General features: G+C 53.1%; 26 protein-coding genes, 1 tRNA gene and 1 pseudogene. 12 read left to right on the forward strand and 16 right to left on the reverse strand.

The window, feature by feature from the left end:
* Window positions 1–15: 15 nt before the first annotated feature.
* Genes pilO through pilM form a run of 3 tightly spaced genes read right to left on the reverse strand, consistent with a single transcriptional unit; the run spans window position 16 to window position 2,370 of the window.
* Complete coding sequence (gene pilO, locus ACWGKN_RS03110; protein ID WP_035229444.1) at window positions 16–639, reverse strand: type IV pilus inner membrane component PilO; 624 nt, start codon at window positions 637–639, stop codon at window positions 16–18.
* Window positions 640–670: 31 nt separating this feature from the next.
* Complete coding sequence (locus ACWGKN_RS03115) at window positions 671–1,249, reverse strand: PilN domain-containing protein (RefSeq protein WP_035229446.1); 579 nt, start codon at window positions 1,247–1,249, stop codon at window positions 671–673.
* A 26-nt stretch (window positions 1,250–1,275) separates the two neighbouring features.
* Window positions 1,276–2,370: a type IV pilus assembly protein PilM gene (gene pilM / locus ACWGKN_RS03120; protein WP_424253555.1), complete on the reverse strand. Its 1,095-nt coding sequence runs from the start codon at window positions 2,368–2,370 to the stop codon at window positions 1,276–1,278.
* Window positions 2,371–2,712: 342 nt separating this feature from the next.
* On the opposite strand from pilM, the gene lepB reads away from it, so the two are divergent.
* The 3 genes from lepB to ACWGKN_RS03135 are packed head-to-tail and all read left to right on the forward strand — an operon-like array spanning window position 2,713 to window position 5,664.
* Entirely contained in the window at window positions 2,713–3,396 is a 684-nt protein-coding gene (lepB, locus tag ACWGKN_RS03125; RefSeq protein WP_424253553.1) for a signal peptidase I, read from the forward strand.
* Window positions 3,397–3,430: 34 nt separating this feature from the next.
* Entirely contained in the window at window positions 3,431–4,390 is a 960-nt protein-coding gene (locus ACWGKN_RS03130) for an aspartate carbamoyltransferase catalytic subunit (protein WP_035229451.1), read from the forward strand.
* The gene (locus ACWGKN_RS03135; protein ID WP_035229453.1) at window positions 4,387–5,664 is read left to right on the forward strand and encodes a dihydroorotase; all 1,278 of its coding nucleotides are present in this window, start codon (window positions 4,387–4,389) and stop codon (window positions 5,662–5,664) included. Before ACWGKN_RS03130 ends, ACWGKN_RS03135 begins: the two co-directional genes overlap by 4 nt.
* On the opposite strand, the gene queC is transcribed toward ACWGKN_RS03135, so the two are convergent.
* Window positions 5,665–6,351 carry a 7-cyano-7-deazaguanine synthase QueC gene (gene queC, locus ACWGKN_RS03140; RefSeq protein WP_452094666.1) on the reverse strand — a complete coding sequence of 229 codons (687 nt, stop codon included), beginning with the start codon at window positions 6,349–6,351 and terminating at the stop codon, window positions 5,665–5,667.
* Between the two features lie 15 nt (window positions 6,352–6,366).
* On the reverse strand, window positions 6,367–7,065 hold the full coding sequence (gene sfsA / locus ACWGKN_RS03145; RefSeq protein WP_452094667.1) for a DNA/RNA nuclease SfsA: 699 nt from the start codon (window positions 7,063–7,065) through the stop codon (window positions 6,367–6,369).
* A 192-nt stretch (window positions 7,066–7,257) separates the two neighbouring features.
* On the opposite strand from sfsA, the gene ACWGKN_RS03150 reads away from it, so the two are divergent.
* From ACWGKN_RS03150 to ACWGKN_RS03190, 9 genes are all read left to right on the forward strand, one after another.
* Window positions 7,258–8,475, forward strand: a complete 1,218-nt coding sequence (locus ACWGKN_RS03150; protein WP_424253550.1) for a type I glyceraldehyde-3-phosphate dehydrogenase — start codon at window positions 7,258–7,260, stop codon at window positions 8,473–8,475.
* A gap of 6 nt (window positions 8,476–8,481) precedes the next feature.
* Window positions 8,482–8,928, forward strand: a complete 447-nt coding sequence (gene rimI / locus ACWGKN_RS03155) for a ribosomal protein S18-alanine N-acetyltransferase (protein ID WP_452094668.1) — start codon at window positions 8,482–8,484, stop codon at window positions 8,926–8,928.
* Window positions 8,929–8,957: 29 nt separating this feature from the next.
* Complete coding sequence (locus ACWGKN_RS03160; RefSeq protein WP_035229459.1) at window positions 8,958–10,133, forward strand: phosphoglycerate kinase; 1,176 nt, start codon at window positions 8,958–8,960, stop codon at window positions 10,131–10,133.
* Between the two features lie 33 nt (window positions 10,134–10,166).
* Entirely contained in the window at window positions 10,167–10,922 is a 756-nt protein-coding gene (gene tpiA / locus ACWGKN_RS03165; protein ID WP_452094669.1) for a triose-phosphate isomerase, read from the forward strand.
* Between the two features lie 19 nt (window positions 10,923–10,941).
* Window positions 10,942–11,412: a preprotein translocase subunit SecG gene (gene secG, locus ACWGKN_RS03170; RefSeq protein ID WP_424253546.1), complete on the forward strand. Its 471-nt coding sequence runs from the start codon at window positions 10,942–10,944 to the stop codon at window positions 11,410–11,412.
* Between the two features lie 11 nt (window positions 11,413–11,423).
* Window positions 11,424–11,509, forward strand: a tRNA-Leu gene (locus ACWGKN_RS03175).
* A gap of 137 nt (window positions 11,510–11,646) precedes the next feature.
* Window positions 11,647–12,495 (forward strand): hypothetical protein, encoded by an 849-nt coding sequence (locus tag ACWGKN_RS03180; protein WP_452094670.1) that lies wholly within the window; start codon window positions 11,647–11,649, stop codon window positions 12,493–12,495.
* Complete coding sequence (locus ACWGKN_RS03185; RefSeq protein ID WP_424253543.1) at window positions 12,440–13,120, forward strand: site-specific integrase; 681 nt, start codon at window positions 12,440–12,442, stop codon at window positions 13,118–13,120. The genes ACWGKN_RS03180 and ACWGKN_RS03185 overlap by 56 nt, the downstream gene beginning before the upstream one ends.
* Window positions 13,121–13,240: 120 nt before the next feature.
* A complete protein-coding gene (locus tag ACWGKN_RS03190; protein WP_424253541.1) occupies window positions 13,241–13,585 on the forward strand; it encodes a DUF2958 domain-containing protein in 345 nt (114 codons plus the stop codon).
* Window positions 13,586–13,915: 330 nt separating this feature from the next.
* On the opposite strand, the gene ACWGKN_RS03195 is transcribed toward ACWGKN_RS03190, so the two are convergent.
* The 11 genes and pseudogenes from ACWGKN_RS03195 to ACWGKN_RS03245 form a co-directional block, all read right to left on the reverse strand.
* Entirely contained in the window at window positions 13,916–14,509 is a 594-nt protein-coding gene (locus tag ACWGKN_RS03195; RefSeq protein ID WP_452094671.1) for a hypothetical protein, read from the reverse strand.
* Between the two features lie 104 nt (window positions 14,510–14,613).
* Entirely contained in the window at window positions 14,614–15,414 is an 801-nt protein-coding gene (locus ACWGKN_RS03200) for a nucleotidyl transferase AbiEii/AbiGii toxin family protein (protein WP_452094672.1), read from the reverse strand.
* A 37-nt stretch (window positions 15,415–15,451) separates the two neighbouring features.
* Window positions 15,452–16,516, reverse strand: a complete 1,065-nt coding sequence (locus ACWGKN_RS03205; protein WP_035234305.1) for a type IV toxin-antitoxin system AbiEi family antitoxin — start codon at window positions 16,514–16,516, stop codon at window positions 15,452–15,454.
* A gap of 309 nt (window positions 16,517–16,825) precedes the next feature.
* Window positions 16,826–17,383, reverse strand: a complete 558-nt coding sequence (locus ACWGKN_RS03210) for a tyrosine-type recombinase/integrase (protein WP_452094719.1) — start codon at window positions 17,381–17,383, stop codon at window positions 16,826–16,828.
* Window positions 17,384–17,680: 297 nt separating this feature from the next.
* Window positions 17,681–18,259: pseudogene (locus ACWGKN_RS03215) on the reverse strand (transposase); the annotation flags it as partial.
* 358 nt (window positions 18,260–18,617) lie between these two features.
* Entirely contained in the window at window positions 18,618–19,754 is a 1,137-nt protein-coding gene (locus ACWGKN_RS03220; protein WP_035231699.1) for an ATP-binding protein, read from the reverse strand.
* 65 nt (window positions 19,755–19,819) lie between these two features.
* The gene (locus ACWGKN_RS03225; RefSeq protein ID WP_452094673.1) at window positions 19,820–20,032 is read right to left on the reverse strand and encodes a hypothetical protein; all 213 of its coding nucleotides are present in this window, start codon (window positions 20,030–20,032) and stop codon (window positions 19,820–19,822) included.
* The gene (locus ACWGKN_RS03230) at window positions 20,029–20,499 is read right to left on the reverse strand and encodes a mobile mystery protein A (protein WP_035231702.1); all 471 of its coding nucleotides are present in this window, start codon (window positions 20,497–20,499) and stop codon (window positions 20,029–20,031) included. Before ACWGKN_RS03230 ends, ACWGKN_RS03225 begins: the two co-directional genes overlap by 4 nt.
* A 147-nt stretch (window positions 20,500–20,646) precedes the next feature.
* On the reverse strand, window positions 20,647–21,303 hold the full coding sequence (locus ACWGKN_RS03235; RefSeq protein ID WP_452094674.1) for a hypothetical protein: 657 nt from the start codon (window positions 21,301–21,303) through the stop codon (window positions 20,647–20,649).
* Entirely contained in the window at window positions 21,228–21,830 is a 603-nt protein-coding gene (locus ACWGKN_RS03240; protein ID WP_452094675.1) for a VIT domain-containing protein, read from the reverse strand. The genes ACWGKN_RS03235 and ACWGKN_RS03240 overlap by 76 nt, the downstream gene beginning before the upstream one ends.
* Window positions 21,827–22,255: a MerR family transcriptional regulator gene (locus ACWGKN_RS03245; protein ID WP_035231710.1), complete on the reverse strand. Its 429-nt coding sequence runs from the start codon at window positions 22,253–22,255 to the stop codon at window positions 21,827–21,829. The genes ACWGKN_RS03240 and ACWGKN_RS03245 overlap by 4 nt, the downstream gene beginning before the upstream one ends.
* Between the last annotated feature and the right edge of the window lie 285 nt (window positions 22,256–22,540).

Raw genomic sequence — 22,540 nt, forward strand, 5'->3', positions numbered from 1 at the left:
AAAATCCCTTGAGCTTTATTTCTTTTTCCCGTCCGGTTTGGGGAGTTCAACATTGGTAAAGCGGTAGGTTACCAATGTACAGTCTGAATTGAGCAGCATTTCCTCTTTGTCTCTTGTAGGGGCTGTCATATTTATATTTGATACGGTTACAATTCGACCGAGTTTGCTGACTTTGTCAAGAAAGGAGCCCATGTTATGATAGGGACCACGAACATTGATGGAGATTGGAATTTCAGCGTAAAAATCCTTGGGTACATCAGGAAGGGGTTTAAATGTGATAAATTCGAGATCCGCCTCTTGCCCGAGGGCTGAAATATCCTTGAGAAGCTGAGGAATCTCCTTCTCTTTAGGAAGGAGGACCGCCGCTTCATTAAAAATCTTTTCCGTTTCTGCCAGTTCTCTCTGCAATTTGGGTAAATTGTTTTGTTGGGCACGCAACGAGACAATTTCTTTTTCCAGGCCGTCCTTTTGCTTTTTAAGGGATGAAATTTTGGTCGCGTTTGGCTGAAAGAATAGAAAATAAAAGAGCAGGATTGGGATGAGCAGGAGGAGGATCGCAATGGCAACCTTGTACTTCGGCTCGAGCGGTATATATTTCTTGTCTATGAACTGTTCAAATGCTGCGTTGCTTTTTTTCATGCTGGCAATTGGTCCGTTGTTCGAGGAGTGTCTATTTTTTTGGTGCCGCTGCAACTTCAACCGGGGGCTGCGCCGTAGTAGTGCAAGTCATGACAAAACTTTTGAGGTTTCTTCCTGCAATAACTTTGAGGGATGAATTTGCAAGATTGACATCGATGATGAATTCAGATGATTTCAATTTATCCATGAATTGAGCCACCGTTTCATTATCCAGCGCAACTCCGGTCAAGCTGAGATTTGGCCCCTGCTGACTGAGAGAATCAAGCCATAATCTTTTATTGTCAACATATTTCGCTACATCGTCCAAGACTCTCACGGTGAGGGAGGACTCAGCGCGTAATGTCTTGATTATAGCTGTTTTTCGCTCAAGCTCCTGTTTTTGCTTTTTCATCGTTTCGATTTGAGCGAGAATAGGCTTGAATGCGTCTTTCTGTTTGTTCAGTTGTGCAATTTGATTGTTGAGTGAATGGAGCATTCCGTTCTGCAGGACACCGACAAAGCCCAAAAAAACGAGAAGGCAACAGAAGGCTAAGATCATAGTAAAGATCTGGTTGCGCGCTTTCGCTCTTTTTTTAAGCTGTCTGACCGGTAGCAGGTTTATTCTGAGCATATCTTTTCCAGTGACAGAAGAATGGACTAAACTATTGATGGTCTGATTGCTATTCCTGTAGCGATCGCCATTTCAGGGCCGATATTTTTCAGATAATCCGGGTCTATCTTTTTGTCGCTCGACCGCATTTTCATGAAAGGGTTGAAAATCTCAACATGCAGTGCTGTCTCCTTAGCCAGGAAATCAGCAAACCCGGCAACCTTTGCACCCCCACCGCTCAATACCAACTTATTCAAGGGCGCATCAGGGTTGTTGGAATGGTAGAGATCGATAGCCTTTTTAATCTCAAGGACCCACTGTGTGCAGGTTGTTGAGAATATTTTTTCGATCTGCGGCTGTTTATCACCGGCCGGGGAGAGACCAAGTTTCAAGGCTTCCGCTTCTTCGTAATCGAGATCAAAGGCCCCCTGAAGTTGCTCCGTCAATTGACGACTGCCGACAACAATATCCCGCGCAACAACAGATATGCCACCGGACAGAATGTTGATATTCATCTTGGAGGCACCGATATCAACCAGGGCGACATTGTCAATATCGGGATAGCTGTATTCATATGTATTTTCAAGTGCGAACCCATCAACATCGACGATCACCGGCGTAAGATTAATGCTTTTCAGCATCTCCAGGTATTCGTCGACTATCTCTTTTTTTGCGGCGACGAGCATGACATCAGTGCGTTCAATTTTGTCTGTGCTGGTCTTGAGATCCTGATAATCGAGGTACACATCTTCAATATCAAAAGGTATATACTGCTCAGCCTCGGACATGATGTGTTCTTCCAGCCTTTTTTCCTCCATCACCGCCAGATTGACCTTTTTGACGATGACAGAATAACCTGAGATAGAAAAACCAACCTTTTTGTTTTTGATCTTGAGGTTATTGAAAAGACCGGTAATGGCTTTGGCTATCGCATCAGAATCGTTGAGTGTTCCATCGTCAACCGCCCCCTCGGGAAGTGTGGCGCTGCCGAGAGCCACGACCGAATAGCCATTGTCAGTCCGTTTCAACTGGCAGACCTTCACGGCGTGAGATCCTATATCGACTCCTACGACCAAGTTATCTTGTGACAGGAAGGGAAGCTTCATATTGACCGACGGAATGGGAAATTGTTCAATAAACATAAGATGGGGTATGTTAGGGTAATATACCTAACATGCAGACTTTGCATAACAATTACCATATAGGACATATATGTAATTCTTTGTCAAGAAAAACAATTGAAGTGTAATAAAAAAATATTCTTTTTAAACGGGCTGTTAATTGGGGAGGGGATAGCCTGGGTTGGCAAAAAAATACAATATGTAGTTGAAACTTAAGAATCTTTCTCTCTATATGGTATGGAGTGTCTGTTTTTTATTGATATTAAAAGGAAAAGCGGTTTCTCATGATCACAGGTTCAGCCAGGTAAAGTGTCTTGTATTTAAGTGCTGATTCAAGTATTTTTCGGCCATTATGTCCATTGGATGATGAATAACCCTACTTTCTCAGATAAGAGGCGGAAATTGAGCGGGGAGATACGAAGCAAATCGGTAATCAGGGAGTATGTTGAGGCAATTGTTGTCGCTGTACTGCTCGCTCTCTTTATCCGTACATTTATAATACAGGCCTTTAAAATTCCATCCGGGTCGATGCTGCCGACCCTGCAGATTGGTGACCACCTCCTGGTAAACAAGTTCATCTATGGCCTGAGGATGCCGTTGACCGGCAAACTCCTTATTCCATGGAAATCCCCGGTACGGGGAGATGTTGTTGTCTTTAGATTTCCAAAGGACCGGAACATCGATTATATCAAACGAGTGGTCGCCGTCGCCGGCGACAAGATCGAAATCGTCAACAAGCATCTCATGATAAATGATGCTGAAGTCGTCGATCTGCATGCGCATTTCACTTCCGAGACGGAGCTCAGCGCCACTGTTAGTCCACGCGATAATTATGGCCCGGTCACCGTTCCGTCCGGTAATATATTCGTCATGGGAGATAACCGGGATAACAGCTATGACAGCCGCTTCTGGGGGTTTGTCGAACATTCCGACATCCTCGGCAAGGCTTTCATCCTCTATTGGTCCTGGGATATTGAGACCCCGCTTCTCTCGCTGACGAGGCTGATGTCGATCCGCTGGAGCAGGATCGGGGATGTCATTCAATGATTCATTTTTCATAGAGTGAGAGACAGATAAAGACGTGAGAGCTGAATACAGTTTCAGGCACAGGCACATATTCGGCATGGAGCAGCTGTCCGTCCAGGATATCCAGCATGTCATCGCCGCCGCCCGTTCTTTCAGAGAGATATCGGCTCGATCGATCAAAAAAGTGCCTACACTGAGGGGAAAGACGATCGTCAATCTGTTTTTCGAGCCGTCGACCAGGACGCGCACTTCCTTTGAAATCGCAGCCAAACGGATGAGTGCCGATACCTTCAATATCGCCGCCTCGACAAGTTCTGCCACGAAGGGGGAGACCCTGATCGACACCGCCCGGAACATAGAGGCGATGAATCCCGATATCATCATCATCAGGCATTCCTGTTCGGGCGCGCCGCAGCTTCTTGCCCGCCATATCGGCTCCTCCATCATCAATGCCGGTGATGGAGCCCATGAACACCCCAGCCAGGGGCTTCTTGATATCATGACAATTCTCGATCACAAGAAAGATCTGGCAGGGTTGAAAATCGCGATCATTGGAGATATCGCCCACAGCCGGGTCGCGGTATCGGATATACTCGGCTTCACCAAACTCGGGGCGACAGTCTGTGTGGCAGGACCAGCCACCTTCATCCCCGCAGCTGTCGAGAACTTGGGGGCGCGGGTTTGTCGAACCGTGGACGAGGCGATTGACGATGCGGATGTGGTAATGGCGCTGCGGATACAGAAGGAACGTCAGAACGACCCATTGATTCCGAGTCTGAGGGAATATTCCATCCATTACGGCATCAATCGCCGGCGGTTGACGCATGCCAAGCCGGATGTGCTGGTGATGCACCCCGGGCCGATCAACAGAGGGGTCGAACTGAGCCCGGATGTCGCCGACGGCCCCTCGTCGGTGATCCTCGAACAGGTCAAAAACGGGGTGGCGGTACGCATGGCCCTGCTCTATCTGGTCATGGGCGGGGAGAAGGGCGGCGAAGCACAGGGAGATATATGATATCCGAAGTGATCATCCTGCAGAACGGCCGTGTAATCGATCCAATGAACCAGACCGACGGGATCGTCGATATCTGGTTAGAGGATGGGAGGATCGTCGCTCCCCGGGCAGTCGCGCCCGCGGGCACATGTCGATACGACCTCACCGGCAAGTGGGTGATGCCCGGCCTGATCGATATCCATGTCCATCTGCGCGAACCCGGACAGGAGTATAAGGAAACGATTGCAACCGGGACGATGGCGGCAGCGGCAGGCGGCTTCACCGCCGTTGCCTGCATGCCCAACACCAGGCCGGTAAACGACAGTGCGGCAGTGACCCGTTTGATTCTCGACATGGCCGCCAACTGTACGGCACGGGTCTACCCCGTCGGCGCCCTCAGTCGGGACAGCAGGGGTGAACAGCTGGCTGAATACGGGGAGATGAAGGCTGCGGGGGCGGTCGCCCTGACGGATGACGGGATGCCGGTCACCGACAGCCAGCTCATGCGCCGGGCAATGGAATATGCCACCAGTCACTGGTTGCCGGTCATCTCGCATGCCGAGGAATTGTCCCTGAGCCGCAACGGCTGCATGAACGAGGGACCGGTTTCCACCCGGCTCGGCCTGCGGGGGATTCCGACGGCAGCCGAAAGCATCATGGTGTATAGGGAGATTGCCCTTGCCGAATTGACCGGGGCCAGGGTCCATATTGCCCACGTCAGCTGCGAAGCCTCGCTCGCCCTGATCCGCCTGGCCAAAAAAAGGGGCGTCAAGGTGACGGCCGAGACGGCGCCCCACTATTTCGCCCTGACCGATGAGGCGGTGGACGGGTACAACACCCATGCCAAAATGAACCCACCTCTCCGTTCCGAAGTCGATAGAATGGCGATCCGCGAGGCATTGGCGGATGGGACGCTGGATGCGATAGCGACGGACCACGCGCCGCATTCGGTCCTGGAAAAGGAAGTCGAATTCAATTATGCCGCCAATGGCATTGTCGGCCTGGAAACCTCCCTGCCGCTGGGCTTGTCCCTGGTCCATGACGGGTTGATCACTGCCGGCAGGATGGTCGAGCTGATGTCCTGCGCCCCGGCCCGGATCCTCGGAGTCCCCGGAGGCAGGCTGGCGGCCGGCGATCCTGCCGATATCACCGTGGTCGATCCCGACCGGCGCTTCGTTTTTTCAGCAGCTGAATGCCGGTCGAAAGGAAGAAACACCCCGTTCGACGGCCGGCAATTCCGCGGCAAGGCGGTGCTGACGATCATGAACGGGCGTGTCACCTTCACCGATCTGTAATCACAGATAGTCCGTTGGATCGGGGACCCCGGCCGCCGCGAAGCCGTTGCGGCGCAGGATGCAGGCGTCGCAACGGCCGCAGGCCTTCGTCCCCCGGGGATCGTAACAGCTGTGGGTCAGGCTGTAATCGACTCCCAATGACAGCCCCCTCTTGATGATCTCCGCCTTGCTCAGATACATCAGCGGCGCCTTGATGGTAAATTGCGCTGCGCCGCTGATTCCCGCCTTGGTCCCGAGATTGGCCATATGGGCGAAGGCCGCGAGGAATTCCGGGCGACAGTCCGGATAGCCTGAATAATCCACCGCATTGACACCGATGAAGATGTCCCAGGCGCCGAGTACCTCGGCCCAGGCTACGGCGTGGGCGAGGAGTATGGTGTTGCGCGCCGGCACGTAGGTGACCGGAATCGTTCCCTGCTGTTCCGGATTTCCGTCCTTGGGCACTGCGATATTGTCGGTCAGGGCCGAGCCGCCGATCCTGTCGAGATCGAGTCGCAGGATCAGATGACGTTTGGCCCCGTAGCGGGCGGCGATCTTTTCGGCCTTGGCCAATTCGACCGTCTGCTTCTGGCCATAATCGAAACTGAGACAATGGCAGGCATAACCTTCGGCATCGGCAATCGCCAGGACGGTGGTCGAATCGAGCCCTCCGCTGAGGAGGATGACGGCTGGTGGCTGTTCGGGCATGGCTTTTGCTTGTATTCAGGTGAAGGAGAACGGGAGCGAGTGCGTGACGGCAATCTCTTCCGGAGTGATCAGGGCCTGGTACACGAGGATGGCGACGCCTTCAGCGTGCACCGCCTCGAGGGTCCGGGCGTAGAGCGGGTCGATGGCGGCGGCTGGCCGGAACCTGACGGCATCGGTGCGCTGCACCAGGAACAGGACCGCTCCGTTGTCGCCCCGCCGGACCAGGTCCCGCAGTTCGAGCAGGTGCTTGGTGCCGCGGGTCGTCACCGCGTCCGGGAACATCGCCCACCCCTGGTCGACATAGGTGCAGCACTTGATCTCGACAAAGGTGGTCGACGATCCGTGGATGACGGCGAGATCAAGGCGACAGCCGGCGGAAGTCCCGACCTCTTTTTTCATATGCTCGGGATCGGCCATTTCCCGCACGATCCCGCGTTCAATGGCCTCGACGACGATGCTGTTGGTCCGCGCGGTGTTGACGCCGACCCAGGTGCCGTTGGCCTGCACCATCTCGAGGGAAAATCGATGTTTTCGCCGTGGATTGGCGGATTGTGAGAGGCGCACCGGGCTGCCGGGGGTCGAGCAGGACCGCATCGCGCCGGTATTCGGGCAATGGGCCGTGATCGTCCGGCCGTCGGGCAATTGCACATCGACCAGAAAACGCTGGTACCGCTTCAGCAGAACGGCGGGGATCAGTGGGTCTGAAAAGCGCATGAGGACCAGGGGAAAGGCTAAGGCAACGGGGTGGAAGTAAAAAATATTTGCATTGCATATCAGCCGTGTAAATGCTAAAATCCCTGCATAATCCACGGTTTTGCTGGCCTGTGAGGGGAGTCTGCGCTCACAGGAGAGGGGAACTCACGTCATTGACGCATGTCACTCTACTCATAAAGGAGATGCATTGCCATGAAATTAGGTATCAATGGACTTGGCCGGATTGGGAAGCTCACCGTGTGGCACCATGTTTCGAAGCGATACTTTTCGGAAGTGATTGTCAATATCGGCAGGGAAGTGGGCACACGTCTCGAGGATCTGGCGGCGGCGATCGAGCGCGATTCAACGTACGGTCGGCTGGGTACCTACCTTCATGGACACAAGGCTGGTCGCATCATCGAGGAGCTTGACAACGATAAAGGGACGATGCGGATCGACGGCGTCCCGGTCAAGATCCTCCGCAGCACCCGCAACCCGAGGGAGATCGCCTGGCGCGACAATGATGTCAAGCTGGTTGTCGACACCACCGGGGTCTTCAGTGATCCGACCACCGATGCCAATGCCGACAAGGGGGCGCTGCGCGGCCATATCGTCGCCGGGGCCGAGAAGGTGATTCTTTCCGCCCCGTTCAAGATCAAGTCGAAAGGGCTGCAGATGCCGGAAGATGCGGTGACGACGGTGATGGGCATCAATGACGACACCTATGATCCGGCCCGGCATTCGGTGATCTCCGCCGCCTCCTGCACGACGACCTGCCTGTCCTACATGATCAAACCGTTGATGGAGACAATCGGGGCCGAGAATTTCCTCAGCGCCTCGATGGTCACCGTCCATGCGGCGACCGGCAGCCAGCAGGTGCTCGACCGGCTGCCCAAGACCGGCGCGACCGATCTGCGCAAGAACCGCTCGATCATGAACAATATCATCCTGACTACCACCGGGGCGGCGAAGGCGCTGGCCCTGGTCATCCCGGAAATGGAGCGGATAGGTTTCATTGCCGAGTCGGTGCGTATTCCGACTTCGACCGGATCGCTGATCGTGCTGGTCCTCAATTTCCAGGACGACAGCGACAATCCGATCAAGCGCAGCTACATCAACTCGATCTACCGGGAGTATGGTCAGAACAGCCGGTATCTGATGTTCAGCGAAGAGCAGAACGTTTCCTCCGACATCGTCGGACTGCCGGCCGCCGCTGTGGTCATCGAGGGTTCCGAGACCCATACCCGCACCGCCTCGATCCAGGTCAACCTGCAGAAGGTGAAAAAGGACTGCCTGGCCCCGGGGGCGGATGCCCTGCTCACCGTGCCGGTGACCCAGGCGGTCGTCTATGGCTGGTACGACAACGAGCTCGGCAGCTACACCAACATGCTCGGTGATCTGACGGTGCAGGTGGCTGAAAAGATGATCTGAGGGCCGTTGCGCATCCGGAATCTGACGGCGGCCGATCTCGACCGCGTTGTACCGCTTGAAGCGGGTGAGCCGTCGGCGTGGAACAACGTCGATATCCGGCGTGAGATCGAGCAGCGCCATGGTATCCAGCTGGTCGCGGTCGACGAGGCCGATGGCGAGATTGTCGGGTGGTGCGGCAGCCGCTCTTTCGAGGCGGAGGCCGAGCTGCTGAAAATAGTAGTGCTCGGTCGCCGCAGAAGGGTCGGCATCGCCTCGGCGCTCATGGCCTGCCTCGAAAGCCGGCTGAGCGGCGCGGGGGTGCGGACTCTCTTTCTCGAGGTCCGATCGCACAACTATCCCGCCCTCACCCTGTATCGAAAACGCGGGTTTTGCGAAGTCGGCCGGCGCCGAAAATACTATTCCTCACCGGAGGATGATGCCTTGATCCTGGCGAAGACGCTTGTCGGTGAGTGAATCATCTCTATTCTGAAAAGGAGAATTCGATGAAATCGATCCATGATCTCCAGCTCGACGGCCGGAGGGTGCTGCTCCGCGCCGATTTTAACGTGCCGATGAATGAGCGGGGGGAGATAACCGACGATATCCGTATCCGTACCGTGCTGCCCACCATAGAATATATCATCGGCCACCAGGGCAAGCTGATTATCGGCTCGCATATGGGCCGGCCGAAGGGCAAGCCGGCGGCTGAGTTCAGCCTCACTCCGGTCGCCGCCCATCTCCAGTCCCTGATCGGCCGCCCGGTGCGTCTTGCTCCCGATTGCATCGGCGATGCCGTGAACGAAATGGTGGCGGCGATGGCGCCGGGCGATGTCGTGATGCTCGAGAATCTGCGGTTCCACAAGGAGGAGACGGCCAACGACCCCGATTTTTCGGCCCAGTTGGCCGCTCTGGCCGATGTCTATATCAACGATGCGTTCGCCGTTTCGCACCGGGCCCATGCCTCGGTCGTCGGGGTTGCCGAACGGGTGGCGGACAAGGCGGCCGGCCTGCTGCTGCAGGCCGAAATCGATTACTACCACAAGGCCATGGATACCCCCATCCGCCCGCTGGTCGCCCTGGTGGGCGGGGCCAAGGTCTCGTCGAAACTGGCAGCGCTGGAAAACATGCTGACAAAGGTCGACCGGATGATCATCGGCGGGGCCATGGCCAACACCTTCCTCAAGAGCCAGGGGATCGACGTCGGGGCCTCGAAGGTCGAGGCGGACCTGCTGGAATCCGCCGCACGTTTTGTTGACAAGGCGCGGGAGAAGGGGGTGAAGATCTTCCTCCCGGTCGACTTCGTGGTTGCCGATGCCTTCTCCGCCGAGGCGACGGTGAAGAACGTCACCATCCAGGACGTCCCGCCGACCTGGATGGCCCTCGATATCGGCCCGGCATCGACCATCCTGTTCAAGGAAGCGCTGCAGGACGCGAAGACGATCGTCTGGAACGGACCGATGGGGGCGTTCGAGATCGATGCCTTCGCCCGTGGCACGATGGCCCTCTGTCAGGCCGTGGCCTCGTCGCATGCCCTGTCGATCACCGGCGGCGGCGACTCCAATGCCGCGGTGAAGAAGGCCGGCGAAGAGCGCAATATCACCTATATGTCGACGGGCGGAGGGGCCTTCCTCGAATTGATGGAAGGAAAATCCCTGCCGGGAATCGATGCCCTTTCCTGAAACCCGGACCTTGCATTCAAGAGGGAGGAAAGTATGAAACGGAGACCGTTGATTGCCGGCAACTGGAAAATGCATACGACCACAGTTGAAGCCCGGGAACTGGCCACGGCCATCGCCGTGATCTGTGCCGGCCTCGATGACCGCGATGTACTGCTGTCACCGCCATACACGGTTTTGCGCGATGTCGCCGAATGCGTGAGTCGAACCGGGATTATCGTTGCCGCCCAGAATGTCTGTTGGGAGGAAAAAGGAGCGTATACAGGGGAAATTTCGCCGATCATGGTCAGGGCGGCCGGGGGATCGGCGGCGATTGTCGGCCACTCGGAACGACGGCAGATCTTTTTGGAGACCGATGAACTGGTCAACAGGAGGTTGACCGGGGCTTTGGCCTCCGGCCTGATGGTGATCCTGTGCATCGGCGAGACCCTGGCGGAACGGGAAGGCGGCGACACCTTCGCCGTCCTCGAACGCCAGGTTCGCAAGGGACTGGCCGGAATCGGCGGCGAGGCGATGGTCGGGGTAGTGATCGCCTATGAGCCGGTATGGGCGATCGGCACCGGCAAGACCGCCAGCAAGGAGCAGGCTCAGGAGGTGCATGCCTTTATCCGCAGTCTGCTGGCAGCCATCTACGGAAAAAATATTGCCGATCAGACGAGAATACTGTATGGTGGCTCGGTTAAACCTGCCAATATTGACGAACTTATGGCCCAGCCCGATATCGATGGGGCCCTTGTCGGTGGAGCCGCCCTTGATGCACAGTCCTTTGGGCGGATTATCACCTTCAGATAATATTTCACGAAGCGATTGAATGGAAACTCTGCTGATAGTCCTGCATGTGGTTGTCTGTCTGTTTCTGGTGGCTATCGTGCTGCTGCAGCACGGCAAAGGAGCGGATATAGGTGCGACATTCGGGGGATCCAGCCAGTCTCTGTTCGGTTCCGAAGGGCCGTTGCCGCTGTTGAACAAGATCACGACAGCCGCGGCTGTCATTTTTATGTTGACTTCCGTCGCCCTTGCGTATATTTCATCGCACACTGGAACCGGCTCGGTCATGAGTGACCTGGCGAAGCCGGAACCGGTTCAGCAGACGACACAACCGCCGGCCCAAACGACGACGCCGCCGGTCCGGGTCGAACCGGTCAAGCCGGAGCCGGCTGGCGATACGATGCCGAAAGAGCAGGCCAAGGCGCCGGATACCAAGGAACCGGAAGTCAAGACGCCGGAGGCCAAGCCTGCAATCCCGCCTGCAGCAGCACCGGCGGCAGCGGAGAAAAAGTAGTTGTACTGAATGCCGAAGTGGTGGAATTGGTAGACACGCTATCTTGAGGGGGTAGTGACCCACGGTCGTGCGAGTTCGAGTCTCGCCTTCGGCACCAGGTTTTAGCATAAAAACAAGCTTAACAGTTTGAAATAATTAAAAAAGGGCTCCTGAGAAATCAGTGAGCCCTTTTTTTATGTGCACTCTCTTTGCACTGCTCTTGACACTGACGTGCCACCACCGCGGAGGTATGGCATGAAAAAGGCAGATGAAAAATATGTAACGCTTGGTTATGGTAAACAATATTACATCAGGAGGGTGATAGCTATTGACATCCGTCGAGTGCTGAACATCTCGACGAGGACAGTTACGCGATGTCTACGTACAACAGAGCTTGATGTTGCCTTGAAGCGAGCAGAGCCAATCAACCGATATATTGATAACCTGATCAATAAATTCAAAGAGGCTCAGCTCTTGACCGAGATTAAACAGATCTTCAATCCGAGGGCTATCTCCGTGGACGTTCTGAAAAATATTAAGCATGAACTCAAGATAGACAAAATTGAGGTAGGTCCCGACGGACATTTTTTAATTGAGGGTCTTGAACTTGATCCGAATAAACTTGAAGAAGAGAATGCAGCCTTTCAGCAGATTGTTGCAACCGTTCGGAAAGAGACACCTCGCACCGATGGCAAAATTACACTGAAGCGATTGATCGAACTTTACCTGAAAGAGAAGCATTTCAGTGGTGCATGGGATATTCATAGCGTCGAAGGTAATGAGCGGAATCTCCTTCGTTTTGCGGAAATAGTCGGTGATAAAGCTATCACCAGCTACACTATAGAGGATGCTCAGCGATACCGAGAGGTTTTGCAGGAATTGCCGATGAGAATCAATATGCAACCGCTCCGTGACATGCCTATTGAAGAGATATTGAAAAAAGGAATCAAGACTCGGCTGTCAGTAAAAACTGTCAATATGCGGCTTATTGATGCCGCTACTTTATTCAATTGGGCCGTAGCGAAAAACATTGATGGCATCATGGTGAATGTTTTCAAAAATATTGACCGTTTCAACTCAGAAGAACACAAGAAGCGACCTTGAGCGGAGAGAGGTTACAGACAAAGAAACTCAGGTCATTTTCGAATCGCTCCGATTCGCGAAGGCAACACCTGCACAATACTGGGTTCCTTTGATCGGTGCCTATAGCGGTATGCGGCAAAGTGAAATATGTCAGCTGTATCGGTCTGATGTGCAAGACATTGATGGTGTGTGGTGTTTCAATGTCAACAGAGATGGAGAAAAGCGGTTGAAAACTGCGAACTCAGCCAGGATTATTCCTATTCACAGGGAAATACTCAGGTTGGGATTTTTGAAATTTGTAAATAGTGGCAAATCTCAACGGCTGTTTCAAGAACTCCCTTTTGTAAACGGTAAAGCCGGACATGCTTTCAGTAAGTGGTTTGGTAAATTGAAGTTACAGCTCATCAAAGAAGGGAAACTATCAGCTGCAAGTCAAAATATGACATTCCACGGGTTCCGCCATACTGTGGCCACAAAAATGCGGAATGCAGAGATAGCAGAGTCAATGGCTGCAGAGGTCTTGGGCCATGAAACTGGGGCTGCGATGACCTATACAAGATACGCCAAACGGTCACAGATCGAGCCTTTGGTCAAGGCTGTTGAAAGCATCCGCTATGGAACAGAAGAATCGCCGATCCGTAAATAATCCCGGCTATCCTGTTCGCAATGATTACATAACGTTATCCTGTACATCCTGGTTGGGGCATTTAAGGTAAGATTCAGAAACAATCTGCCACGTTACTTGCCCCTCCAGGAGATACAGATCATGCTCAACACGCCGACCGCTACCCGTTTAGCCAGACTCCCCCGCCTCTACCAGACCGAGAACACTCCCATTAGCGATAAGCTCATCCATCTCCATTTTTTCATCGGCAGCTGCGACTGGTTCATTGCTGAGTACGATGGTGACGATCTCTTCTTTGGCTTTGCCGTCCTCGGCGGTGATTGGCAGAACGCCGAATGGGGATACATTTCTTTTAATGAACTGAAGGATGTCCGAGCCCACGGGGTTCTCCATGTGGATTGTGAGCTGGAGCATTATTGGAAGGTGAGGAAATCCTCGGAGGTGCTGGAAGACTATGCGCCACCAGAGTACCAATCGGGAAGGTAGACGACAGGTATCATCTCAACCCTTGATTTTTGGCGCTTCTCTGTCCAGGGCAGACTCTGAGCCACCCTCGTAGCATGAATAAAAATAACCCTGAAAATGGCCAGTTTGTTCGCCCGCCTCATTAAAATTTTCGTCAGAGCTCGCTATCGTGAGAAAAATATGAAAAAGCAAATAATTCTCCGTTTCAGCGTTGTTTTGGTGTTTTCTTCGGCTGACAGGGTGACTCTCGCAATGCCAAGTAAATAAAGGCTTTGCGGTCCACGGAAACCAAAGTTACCATTCTTTTCAGAACCCAGCCACGCTGCCAGATCGGTCGACGGTAAGCCGTCGTCAAACAATAACCGTTACACAGAAATACCTTTCCGGCATAAGGGGCCGTAACGAAATGGTGAAAAATGTAACGGTTATTTCGTAACGGCCCCTAAGTATTTTAATGCCGAATTTCCTAATGAGCGTCGCTTCTCGCCACCGGGTTGCCAGCTCGTCAAATTTCGGGCTGAATGGAACTGCAACGGCCAGGATATCATTGTCGCCGATTTCCTGGACGGTCAAAAGTTGTCCCAGTGCTTCACGGATCAACGGGTATTCGGCAGAACTCTTGCTGCGGGTTGTCGGTCCTTTCTTGCACTCGACTCGCAAGGTATGACCGGTTCGTAATGGGACAACCACGTCGCCTTTACCGGGACTGGAATGGATACGGATTTTACTTGAGTAGTCGGCATGCTGGTAGATATCTTGCCATTTACTGTTGTCTGTACCGCGCTTCCGCCAGCCTGCACTTTGAAGGAAACCGGAAAGATCGAAGTGGACGGTATCGCCGACCTTCACTTGAGCTCCGTCTATGGCTACATCTACATCGCCAGCGGCCATCTGATTCTGGATCAACCAGAAAGCAAGCCTGACACTCACTTCAGCTTCGGGCATTCTATTCAACATTCTGAGACCATGGCCTGTATCTGTCGATACTGCCTCCGGTATATGGAGAGCACTGTGCGGCAGAATTAAATGTGATTACAAAACGTTATAGTTTACAATGATTGGCGATTATCTTGAATTCCTTGTAACAGCTTTTCCAGAAGTTGCAGCGCTGTGTTGAATCTTATCCCTTGGCGCGTAGCCCCATTGACCATATCTGACAACATCCGATAGCTGTTCTCCTCGTCTATTTCACGAGTCAGGATTTCTATAACTTTCTGGATCGCCTCTGAGCCACTCAACAGAGCCATATCCCTGCCGAGGAGTCGAACTGCAGCAAGCCGAGAATCGAATTCTTCCTCTGTGAGCAGAGCTACATGAGAATCATACAGTGCCGCTTCTATCCCAGTCTCTTCGTAGTTTTCTAAAATGAAAAGAAGATCGTGGGCGTCTCGTTGACGTCTCGGGTATGCGACATCCCAGGAGATGATCTTTAGGAGAGCTAGAGCCGGTATGGAAGGAACAAGAATCTCCAAGGAAGGTTCGCTGTCAATTAGTACCTGCAGTGCTGATCGATATGCTTCTTCAAATCCGACCATGCTCATGATTGTGCCATGGTCTGGCGGCCAGCTGATTTGGTTTGCCTCGCCGCTTATTTCTCCAAAAGGCACGATATCGACAATGATACCCATCGTTTCATTTACAAAGCGATGCGGTAGTGGTCTTGCCGTGAAATGTCGGCGATTGAGCAGTTCACTGGTCAATTTCTCAAATTCTTCCCAACTTGCCACTTCGACACCGATATCGATGTCCAAAGTCGTTCGAGGAGCTGGAATCCGGTGAATATGTTCGAAGATCAAGTCGCGAGCAAATGCTCCGACAACGAAGAAAGGGATGTTGAGCTCTTCAGCCACTTCCTTGATGTTCCTGAGGATCGATATCCTTCCATGGTCAATCCTGTTCGAAATATCGATTGAGAAACTTGTCATAGATTATTCTTGCGGTTTCCATGGTTCGTTGTTCACCGACCGCGACCAAGTCAGCGTAGATCAAGATTGGATGAACGGCGTCGCCTTCTCCGAAGTCATGCTCTGGAGACCAGAACCGCTCGAGTATTTCCACGTTTCCTTGTGGATCTTTCTTCAACCTGTTCGCGATCACCAGATCGGCTAAATGCTTTTTGTCGGTGTAGAGCGTGACTGTGCCTGGTTTCAGGTATCCGGTCAGCTTTGCGGCGGCAACTTCACCTCCCCATTGAGCGAGAGTGGGATCTAGCTGAGCGTTCTTCCACCATTCGCCGTTTCCTTGGAACCGGCCCAGCAGAAGTTTTGGCTTGAGAAAATCAGGATAAGCGGTGATCCATCGCTCGAAAAGCGCCTTTCTATCGCGAAGTTTCTTTCCCTTTCTGCCCATGTCGAGGATGAAACCTTTCTCGATCATTTCAGCCATCGCACCGTTGACCGTTCCTAATGCAACATGCGTCATCTCGACAAGATCTCGATACGGCCTGTCGGCAAGTTCAGGTCTGCATAGCAGGAGGTACGCGATTTTCAGCCCAACTCCTTTGAAAAGACGAGCCGCCGGGACGGTTGGAATCGTAGGCTCTTCCGCTATTTGCCTGTTGCCTTTTACGAAGATGAGAAGCGGAGGCTGATTGACGAAGGCGTTTCCAGCTGTGTCGATAAACTGGATGCCAGCATCACGCAGCCGTATTGCAGCCTCAGGAGGGATATATCGCGTCACTAGCAGAAAAGGATGTGGCGCTTTGTCTTTTTTGATCCTGGCCAGGACTTCCTCTGTTTTGGTGAACCGATTCTTGACCTCGACGCACCAGATAATTTCTGCACCAAAAATCTGTGCTCGGACGATGTAATCATATTCGTGACCGCGAACGTCGTGAAACGGTTCGATCTCGTATTCAAAGGGAACGAGTGCCTGCAGCGTTTCCAGTGCCCGCCGGAGGATAGCGGCTGCATCTCTTGTTGCTGCGATATGTTCAATATTTTCTCTGTTCATTTGTAGTGAACATACATCAATAATGAACAGAAATCAATATCACCATGTAATATCATTGAAATTATGGTGAAGAGATCTTGTGCATTTACTCATCTTGCACCTGTTTATGAGAGATAGACGCATCGAGTAGATTCTGGTCCATCGCCGAGGCATATAGCATCATCAGTGATTTCGGATGCACTGCCTCCGGCAGATGTGCCGATATTAGTCAATGATTACAATACTAACCCATCTTATCCATTCCGCTATATTTAAAGGAGAGTACCGGAAAGCACCATTTTGTCCATCCCAGCAATAATAGGAAAATTATCAAAGATTCACCCTGTCGTACTCGTCGATCTCATCCTGAGCAGAGATGCAAAGGTAATCCAGCGTCTGCCGTTGCGACCTGTGGTTCATCATCGCCATCAGGGTCGGGATCGAGGCACCATTTTTGTGGTGGTGGTAGGCCCATGTTTTCCGCATGGTGTGGCTGGCGAAATTACCGACAAGATCCGCCTGCTTGCACCAATGCTTGAAACCGCTCGAAAGCGCAGCCGTTGATATAGGCAAACCGTCAGCCCTGGTGAAAATCAATTCATCGGCATTCTGAAACCGGCGGCTGGCAAAATATGCCTGCAATGCGGTTTTTGCGGCACGATTCAATCGTAGATTCCTCCGTTTGCCGGTTTTCCTCTCAGTGATCGGGATAGCGATATCCTCTTCGATAGCCCTACAAACAGGCCCATATCGGAGATTCAGCAAGTCCGATGCCCGCAGGTTCGTATTGATCCCAATAATCAAAATTGTGAAATTGCGCAGATTCGTCTTGTACAAATAGTCCTTCAACCGGTTAATTTCCTGCTGTGTCCGTAGTGGCTCAATGATGAATCACCGTTTTGGAACGTACTTAACTTCCTGCCGGGTGACTGGTCGCCCTCGTCTTTTCATCTGTGGTTTCATTGGATTTCTCCTTGGAATGATAAACTCCAGCTGGTGTCTGTCCATAAATCGTGAATTTCGAGTAAGCGTCGCCACACCCCGACTTACTATATGCGCATCAATTCACCATCGACTATGGCGATAGTTTTTCCTTGTTGTCGGGCGCATATTTGTCGGCCCCAATGGCCTGCTCAAGACGCACTTCTCCCAAACAAGTCGAGATCGGACAGTGCGCCTGCGTCTTCAGGCCAATTGTTTGCGGGCCAATGTCAATAAATTTGCCGAAACGATCGAGGCCCGGACATAGCTCTTGAAAGACCTGAAACCTTTCCAGGTGCATCCGTCCAAGCCGAGGCTGCGCTTCAACCAGGATATTCCCGACTCAATCCCCGCTCGAAATTTCCGCAAACCTTTATACACTTGCCTGCTGCGACACATATCCTCTTCTTCAAGACCACGCCCTTTGGAGAAACAAACATCCTTAACACCGTTGGATTTTGCTTTTTCCAGGTTTGTATGAGAGGCGAACCCACCATCAAACGCCGCCTTCAAGGGGTAGCGACCATAAATGGCCTCTTGCCTGTCCAGCATCATCTCTGTTAATTCCGAATCGGCCGGGTTGCCTTCAAGAACCACACAATCAAGAATCAGATTCGAAGAGCCGCCCGTAACACAGATCTTGTGACCATAATAGGTGTCACGGCGGTCTTTTCGTATAATATCGGTATGTTCTTCGAATATCGAGACAATCTTTTCCTGGGCGGGGACCGACTCGCCCGCAAGTACCCTACGCCGGGTTTGACACACAACCTGGCGAACAAGGGGCATATGATGTTGCAGTTGTTGCGTAATATCTGATATCAACGCCTGTTCTTTCAAGCTTGCGGCGACATAACAATTCAATGCCCTCAATCCCTTCTCGCCATAACCAATTGTCTTTTCGGTGACTTCGATGAGATCCTTGTATGGCTTTTCCCTATCCTCAGCCTTTTTGGCATTCATAATTTCGAGGTTTCTGTGTTTGGCCCGGCGCAGACGGTCGGTAAATTGCATTTTCACGCCGCCGGTAACAGGCAAAGCCCCGGTCGTCGGCTCTATCAACCACAAACCATCAACGTGCCGAAAAAAATGCCCATCATTTTGCGTGATCGGGCTCAAAGAGAACCCAGGGGGTGAAATTTCACTCCGCGCCAATGAATTCGAGGTAATTCTCCTGGTTGACGAGGGTAAAGGCGGCTTCCGGGTAGGCGGCCTGCCATTCGGTGGGTGGCTTGGCCCTGGTTTTGCCCCATTTCATCTCGTAACCGAACAGGCGCCCCTCCCGCTCCTCGACCAGATCCAGTTCCTGCTGGCGGTAGGTGCGCCAGAAATAGCTGTTGGCGCTCTCCCCGATGTACTCCTGTCGCTTGAGCCGTTCCAGCACCAGATAATTCTCCCACAACTCGCCGACATCGTTGCGCAACTGGAGCGGATTGAAATTGTTGATGAGGGCGTTGCGGATGCCGGTATCGAGAAAATAGTAGCGGCAGTTCTTGGTGATTTCGCTGCGCAGGTTGCGGCTGAAGCCGCTGAGTTTGTGCAGCACAAAGGCCTTTTCCAGCAGATCCAGATAGCGGTCAACCGTGTTCTTGCTCATGCCCAGAGCCGTGGCCAGTTCGGTGTAGGAGACCTCCTTGCCGATCTGAAAGGCAAGGAGCTGCAGCAGTCGGCTGATCTTGGCGGAATGGCGGATGCCATCCAGTTCGAGAATATCCTTGTACAGGTAGGAGGCGACAATCTCCTTCAGATATCGCTCCCTGGCCCGGTTGTCCGGGGTCAGCACCACCTCGGGATAGGACCCATAGATGAGCCGACTTTCCAGGTGGGCATCGGTCTGGTGCCGCTGTTCGCTCCGGCCGATCTCCATCTGGGCCAGAGGGAACAGTTTCAGGGTGATTTTCCGGCCGGTCAGGGGTTCGCCGACGCTGCGGGCCAGGTCAAACGACGAGGAACCGGTGGCAATGACCCTTATTTCCGGGATATGATCAACGATCAGTTTGAGGTTCAGCCCGATCTGAGCCACCTTCTGCGCCTCATCCACCACCAGCAGCCGGTTGCGGCCGACAAAGGCGGTGAGCTTCTCCACCGATTGGCTGGCCAGATACCCCTGCACGGCGATGTCTTCGCCGCTGACCAGCAGAAAGGGTTCAGTCTCGGTTTTGAGAAACTCGCGCAGCAGGGTCGTCTTGCCGGTCCGTCGAGCACCGTAGAGGACCACGACCTTGCCGGGCTGGACAAGAGCACGCAGATTGTCGAGTTGTTTTTGAACGATATACATGGGGATCTCCGTCATTGAATTGACGGTATTTTACATAAAACAGTCAAAAAAACAAGCGGCAGGTGTCACGGCACGTCGTTCGGTTTGTGCAACCGCCTGACAAAACCGTCGGTAAGAATGTCGGGATGGTTGCGGCCGAAGGCCCGCCTCTCGGCCTCGGCGATATTGTCCTGTTCCCAGCGGTCCAGTTCAGCCCGTGTCGTGATATGGGAGAGTAGCAGGCCATCGGTTTCGTCGGGGTCGAGCGGCGTAGCTCCCTCCGGAGAGTCGAATATCAAGGTTGCATATCCCACAGATCCCGGGGAGTCTCTCGCACCAACTCCTCGATGGCTGTATCCAGGGAGGCCTGTTGTTCTTCGGAGGTCAGTCCCTGCGCCTCAAGCAGCATGGTATGAGATACCCGTTGCAACCGCCCGGCAGCTACGACTCTGGCCTGCGTCTTTACGGTCTCCTCCAGTGATGAACGGGGAACAAGGGCGTAAACAAAGACGCAGTCCAGAGATTCGGCCACCTGCCGCATGGTTTTCAGCGTCAAGGCCCCGGCAGGTTCGTCCTGCTCCAGCTTAAAGACGCGGGGTTGGGAAACCTGGAGACGCCCGGCCAACTGCTTGCCGGACATACCCAAGGCCTCGCGCACCGCCCGTATCCATCCCTTTGCGGGAGGCTGCATCCTCTTCATTTCGCTGAATTTGGCCAGGGTGGTGTCGAGCTGCCTTCGGGCAATCTGCTTGTGTTTAGATTTCATAAAATAACCTTTGTGTTATTCAAAATAGATTCATAAGAACATATATATTATATAATTATGAATAATAAATAACACAAAAGTTATTTTCCGCGCTGAGCCTCATCGAGATTAACCTGGTCATCTTCCAGAGGGTAGTCCGGCCCCCAATCATCCTTTGTGGTATGTACAAAAGCATTGGCCATGAGGTCGATCAACCGGCGATCGGGCCGGAGTGTTTTCCTGGCTTTTTTTATCGCTCTCCTGGTGTTGCGGTTGAATTCTGTTCCAGCCGGCGACTGGAGCAGGGCAACGAGAAAGGCCAGAAAATACCGGTGTCGTCAGCTGGAGCTGGCGGTGTTCATCTTCAGGGCTTGGTGCAATGCTGTATAAGACTTGAGGAATGTGCCTCTTCCTCATGAAAAACACGTCATCGCATTGCAGTGAACTCTCCTGAACCAGCGAACCTGTCCCGCCCCAACCGGCCGCCAACATCTGCGGCACTTTGCGAAGGCCCGGCAGATCCTCTCCTTTTTTGTCATCGGCTCGTGCATCGACGACAAGGTAATTGGTGTGGCGGCTGATAAGCTGGTAGCGCACGGCCGTTGCCGTTGCTTGCGGTCCGTCTATGCTTTCCAGGGAGTGACATCGTGCCATCCGGGTCAATGGTCCGGCGGAATCATCGCCCGGCATGGGTTGGCTATTCCTTTCCAGATTGACCGTCTGGCAGATGCGCTGTCCGTCCGCCAGTGTCATGGCAAGAGAGATTGGTCCAGCGGGTTTTTCGCTGAAAAAGGCGAAAGCATGCACGGTGTCGCCGTCATACACCGGCCCGATCTTGTGCGGAATCTGGTGGGGCTGCAACCCGGCCTTTTCAGGATGGCCGTAACGCGGGGCAATGGTGGTTGGCAGATGAAAGCGTAAGCTGTTGCCTTGCCAGGCATACAATTCGGCGTAGCGGATTTGTACCCGCACCTCCTCGCCGCCCCAATATTTCCGACATTCATGGTGTACAGACCTGGCTGGATCTGTTCCAGCATGATGGCGGCATCGCCGTTGATGATCGCCTCTTCATACTGTTCTTCCGCCGACGATCTTTCAACGACCACACCCTGCAGTTTCCGACCGCCGATCATGACATCCATCCCCAGCAGGACAGCTCTGCTGGTGAGCGGGAAGGTGTAGACCGCTTCAATCGGTGTATTCTCCAGGTTCCTGTACGCCTGGGTCATGATGGTGTCGCAGAACAGGTTGCTGAACGCCACCTCGACATTGACTGACTGTAAGGCGATATTTTGACCATCGATGGTATGAAGGCCTGTTCTTGACTGGTCCTCCGGCATGTACATCGTCATGTGTCTCCTGCCTGAATGTTTCGAAATTCCATCAAGATCGCCCGGCACAAAGCGCGCACCTGTTCCGGGGAGAGACCGGAACGTTGCGGTTCGATATGCAGTTCGACCCCGTCAGCAATATGAAGATGGCTCCAGACCTCGATTGTCCCAGTTTTTTTTGTCCTGGGCGGCGGCACGGGTTTGTCGCCTGCTGCAGTGTGTTGTTCGTCGTCAAGCAGTTCCTGGATCCGCTCCAGGGTCAGGCCGGCGTCCTTCCACTTGCGGATGGCGAGGAGCTGTTCAAGGTGGCGATGGGTGTAGAATGCCCCCTTGCCGGTTCCTTCCGGCCGGTCGATGAGCCCTTTCTGGATGTAGAAGCGAATTTTCCGCTTGTTCATCTCGACCAGGGCACACAACTCATCGATGGGAAAAATGCGATTTTTCATGACACCATTGAATAACACCTACGGTGTCACTGTCAATATGAAATCGGACAGCATTGCATGGTGCTGGACACAATCAGTCTGTGGGCACCGTCGTCAGAAAGGAGCAGGAAAAGAAGCGAATCGAAAACCAGCCGGCAGTCGGCCCGTCTATCGTTGAAGACTGGCCAAACCGTTTGCACAAAATTGCGACAGATGATTTACTGGCGTCAGTTGGCCGAGCGAGAAAGCTACGGATATCTTATATCAGGATGAATATGATCCTAGTCTCAGCAGAAACCGGGTACA

The sequence above is a fragment of the Desulfoprunum sp. genome (assembly GCF_053613775.1).

Bases quoted from the DNA above. Each gene is read 5' to 3' on its own strand.
- ACWGKN_RS03160 (WP_035229459.1), top strand. From the start codon at position 8,958: ATGAAATCGATCCATGATCTCCAGCTCGACGGCCGGAGGGTGCTGCTC.
- ACWGKN_RS03135 (WP_035229453.1), top strand. From the start codon at position 4,387: ATGATATCCGAAGTGATCATCCTGCAGAACGGCCGTGTAATCGATCCA.
- pilO (WP_035229444.1), bottom strand. From the start codon at position 639: ATGAAAAAAAGCAACGCAGCATTTGAACAGTTCATAGACAAGAAATAT.
- ACWGKN_RS03220 (WP_035231699.1), bottom strand. From the start codon at position 19,754: ATGTATATCGTTCAAAAACAACTCGACAATCTGCGTGCTCTTGTCCAG.
- ACWGKN_RS03190 (WP_424253541.1), top strand. From the start codon at position 13,241: ATGCTCAACACGCCGACCGCTACCCGTTTAGCCAGACTCCCCCGCCTC.
- ACWGKN_RS03115 (WP_035229446.1), bottom strand. From the start codon at position 1,249: ATGCTCAGAATAAACCTGCTACCGGTCAGACAGCTTAAAAAAAGAGCG.
- ACWGKN_RS03150 (WP_424253550.1), top strand. From the start codon at position 7,258: ATGAAATTAGGTATCAATGGACTTGGCCGGATTGGGAAGCTCACCGTG.
- ACWGKN_RS03245 (WP_035231710.1), bottom strand. From the start codon at position 22,255: ATGAAAAATCGCATTTTTCCCATCGATGAGTTGTGTGCCCTGGTCGAG.
- ACWGKN_RS03180 (WP_452094670.1), top strand. From the start codon at position 11,647: ATGAAAAAGGCAGATGAAAAATATGTAACGCTTGGTTATGGTAAACAA.
- ACWGKN_RS03185 (WP_424253543.1), top strand. From the start codon at position 12,440: ATGTTTTCAAAAATATTGACCGTTTCAACTCAGAAGAACACAAGAAGC.
- queC (WP_452094666.1), bottom strand. From the start codon at position 6,351: ATGCCCGAACAGCCACCAGCCGTCATCCTCCTCAGCGGAGGGCTCGAT.
- lepB (WP_424253553.1), top strand. From the start codon at position 2,713: ATGATGAATAACCCTACTTTCTCAGATAAGAGGCGGAAATTGAGCGGG.
- ACWGKN_RS03195 (WP_452094671.1), bottom strand. From the start codon at position 14,509: ATGCCCGAAGCTGAAGTGAGTGTCAGGCTTGCTTTCTGGTTGATCCAG.
- secG (WP_424253546.1), top strand. From the start codon at position 10,942: ATGGAAACTCTGCTGATAGTCCTGCATGTGGTTGTCTGTCTGTTTCTG.
- ACWGKN_RS03240 (WP_452094675.1), bottom strand. From the start codon at position 21,830: ATGACGATGTACATGCCGGAGGACCAGTCAAGAACAGGCCTTCATACC.
- ACWGKN_RS03230 (WP_035231702.1), bottom strand. From the start codon at position 20,499: ATGAAATCTAAACACAAGCAGATTGCCCGAAGGCAGCTCGACACCACC.
- pilM (WP_424253555.1), bottom strand. From the start codon at position 2,370: ATGTTTATTGAACAATTTCCCATTCCGTCGGTCAATATGAAGCTTCCC.
- tpiA (WP_452094669.1), top strand. From the start codon at position 10,167: ATGAAACGGAGACCGTTGATTGCCGGCAACTGGAAAATGCATACGACC.
- sfsA (WP_452094667.1), bottom strand. From the start codon at position 7,065: ATGCGCTTTTCAGACCCACTGATCCCCGCCGTTCTGCTGAAGCGGTAC.
- ACWGKN_RS03205 (WP_035234305.1), bottom strand. From the start codon at position 16,516: ATGAACAGAGAAAATATTGAACATATCGCAGCAACAAGAGATGCAGCC.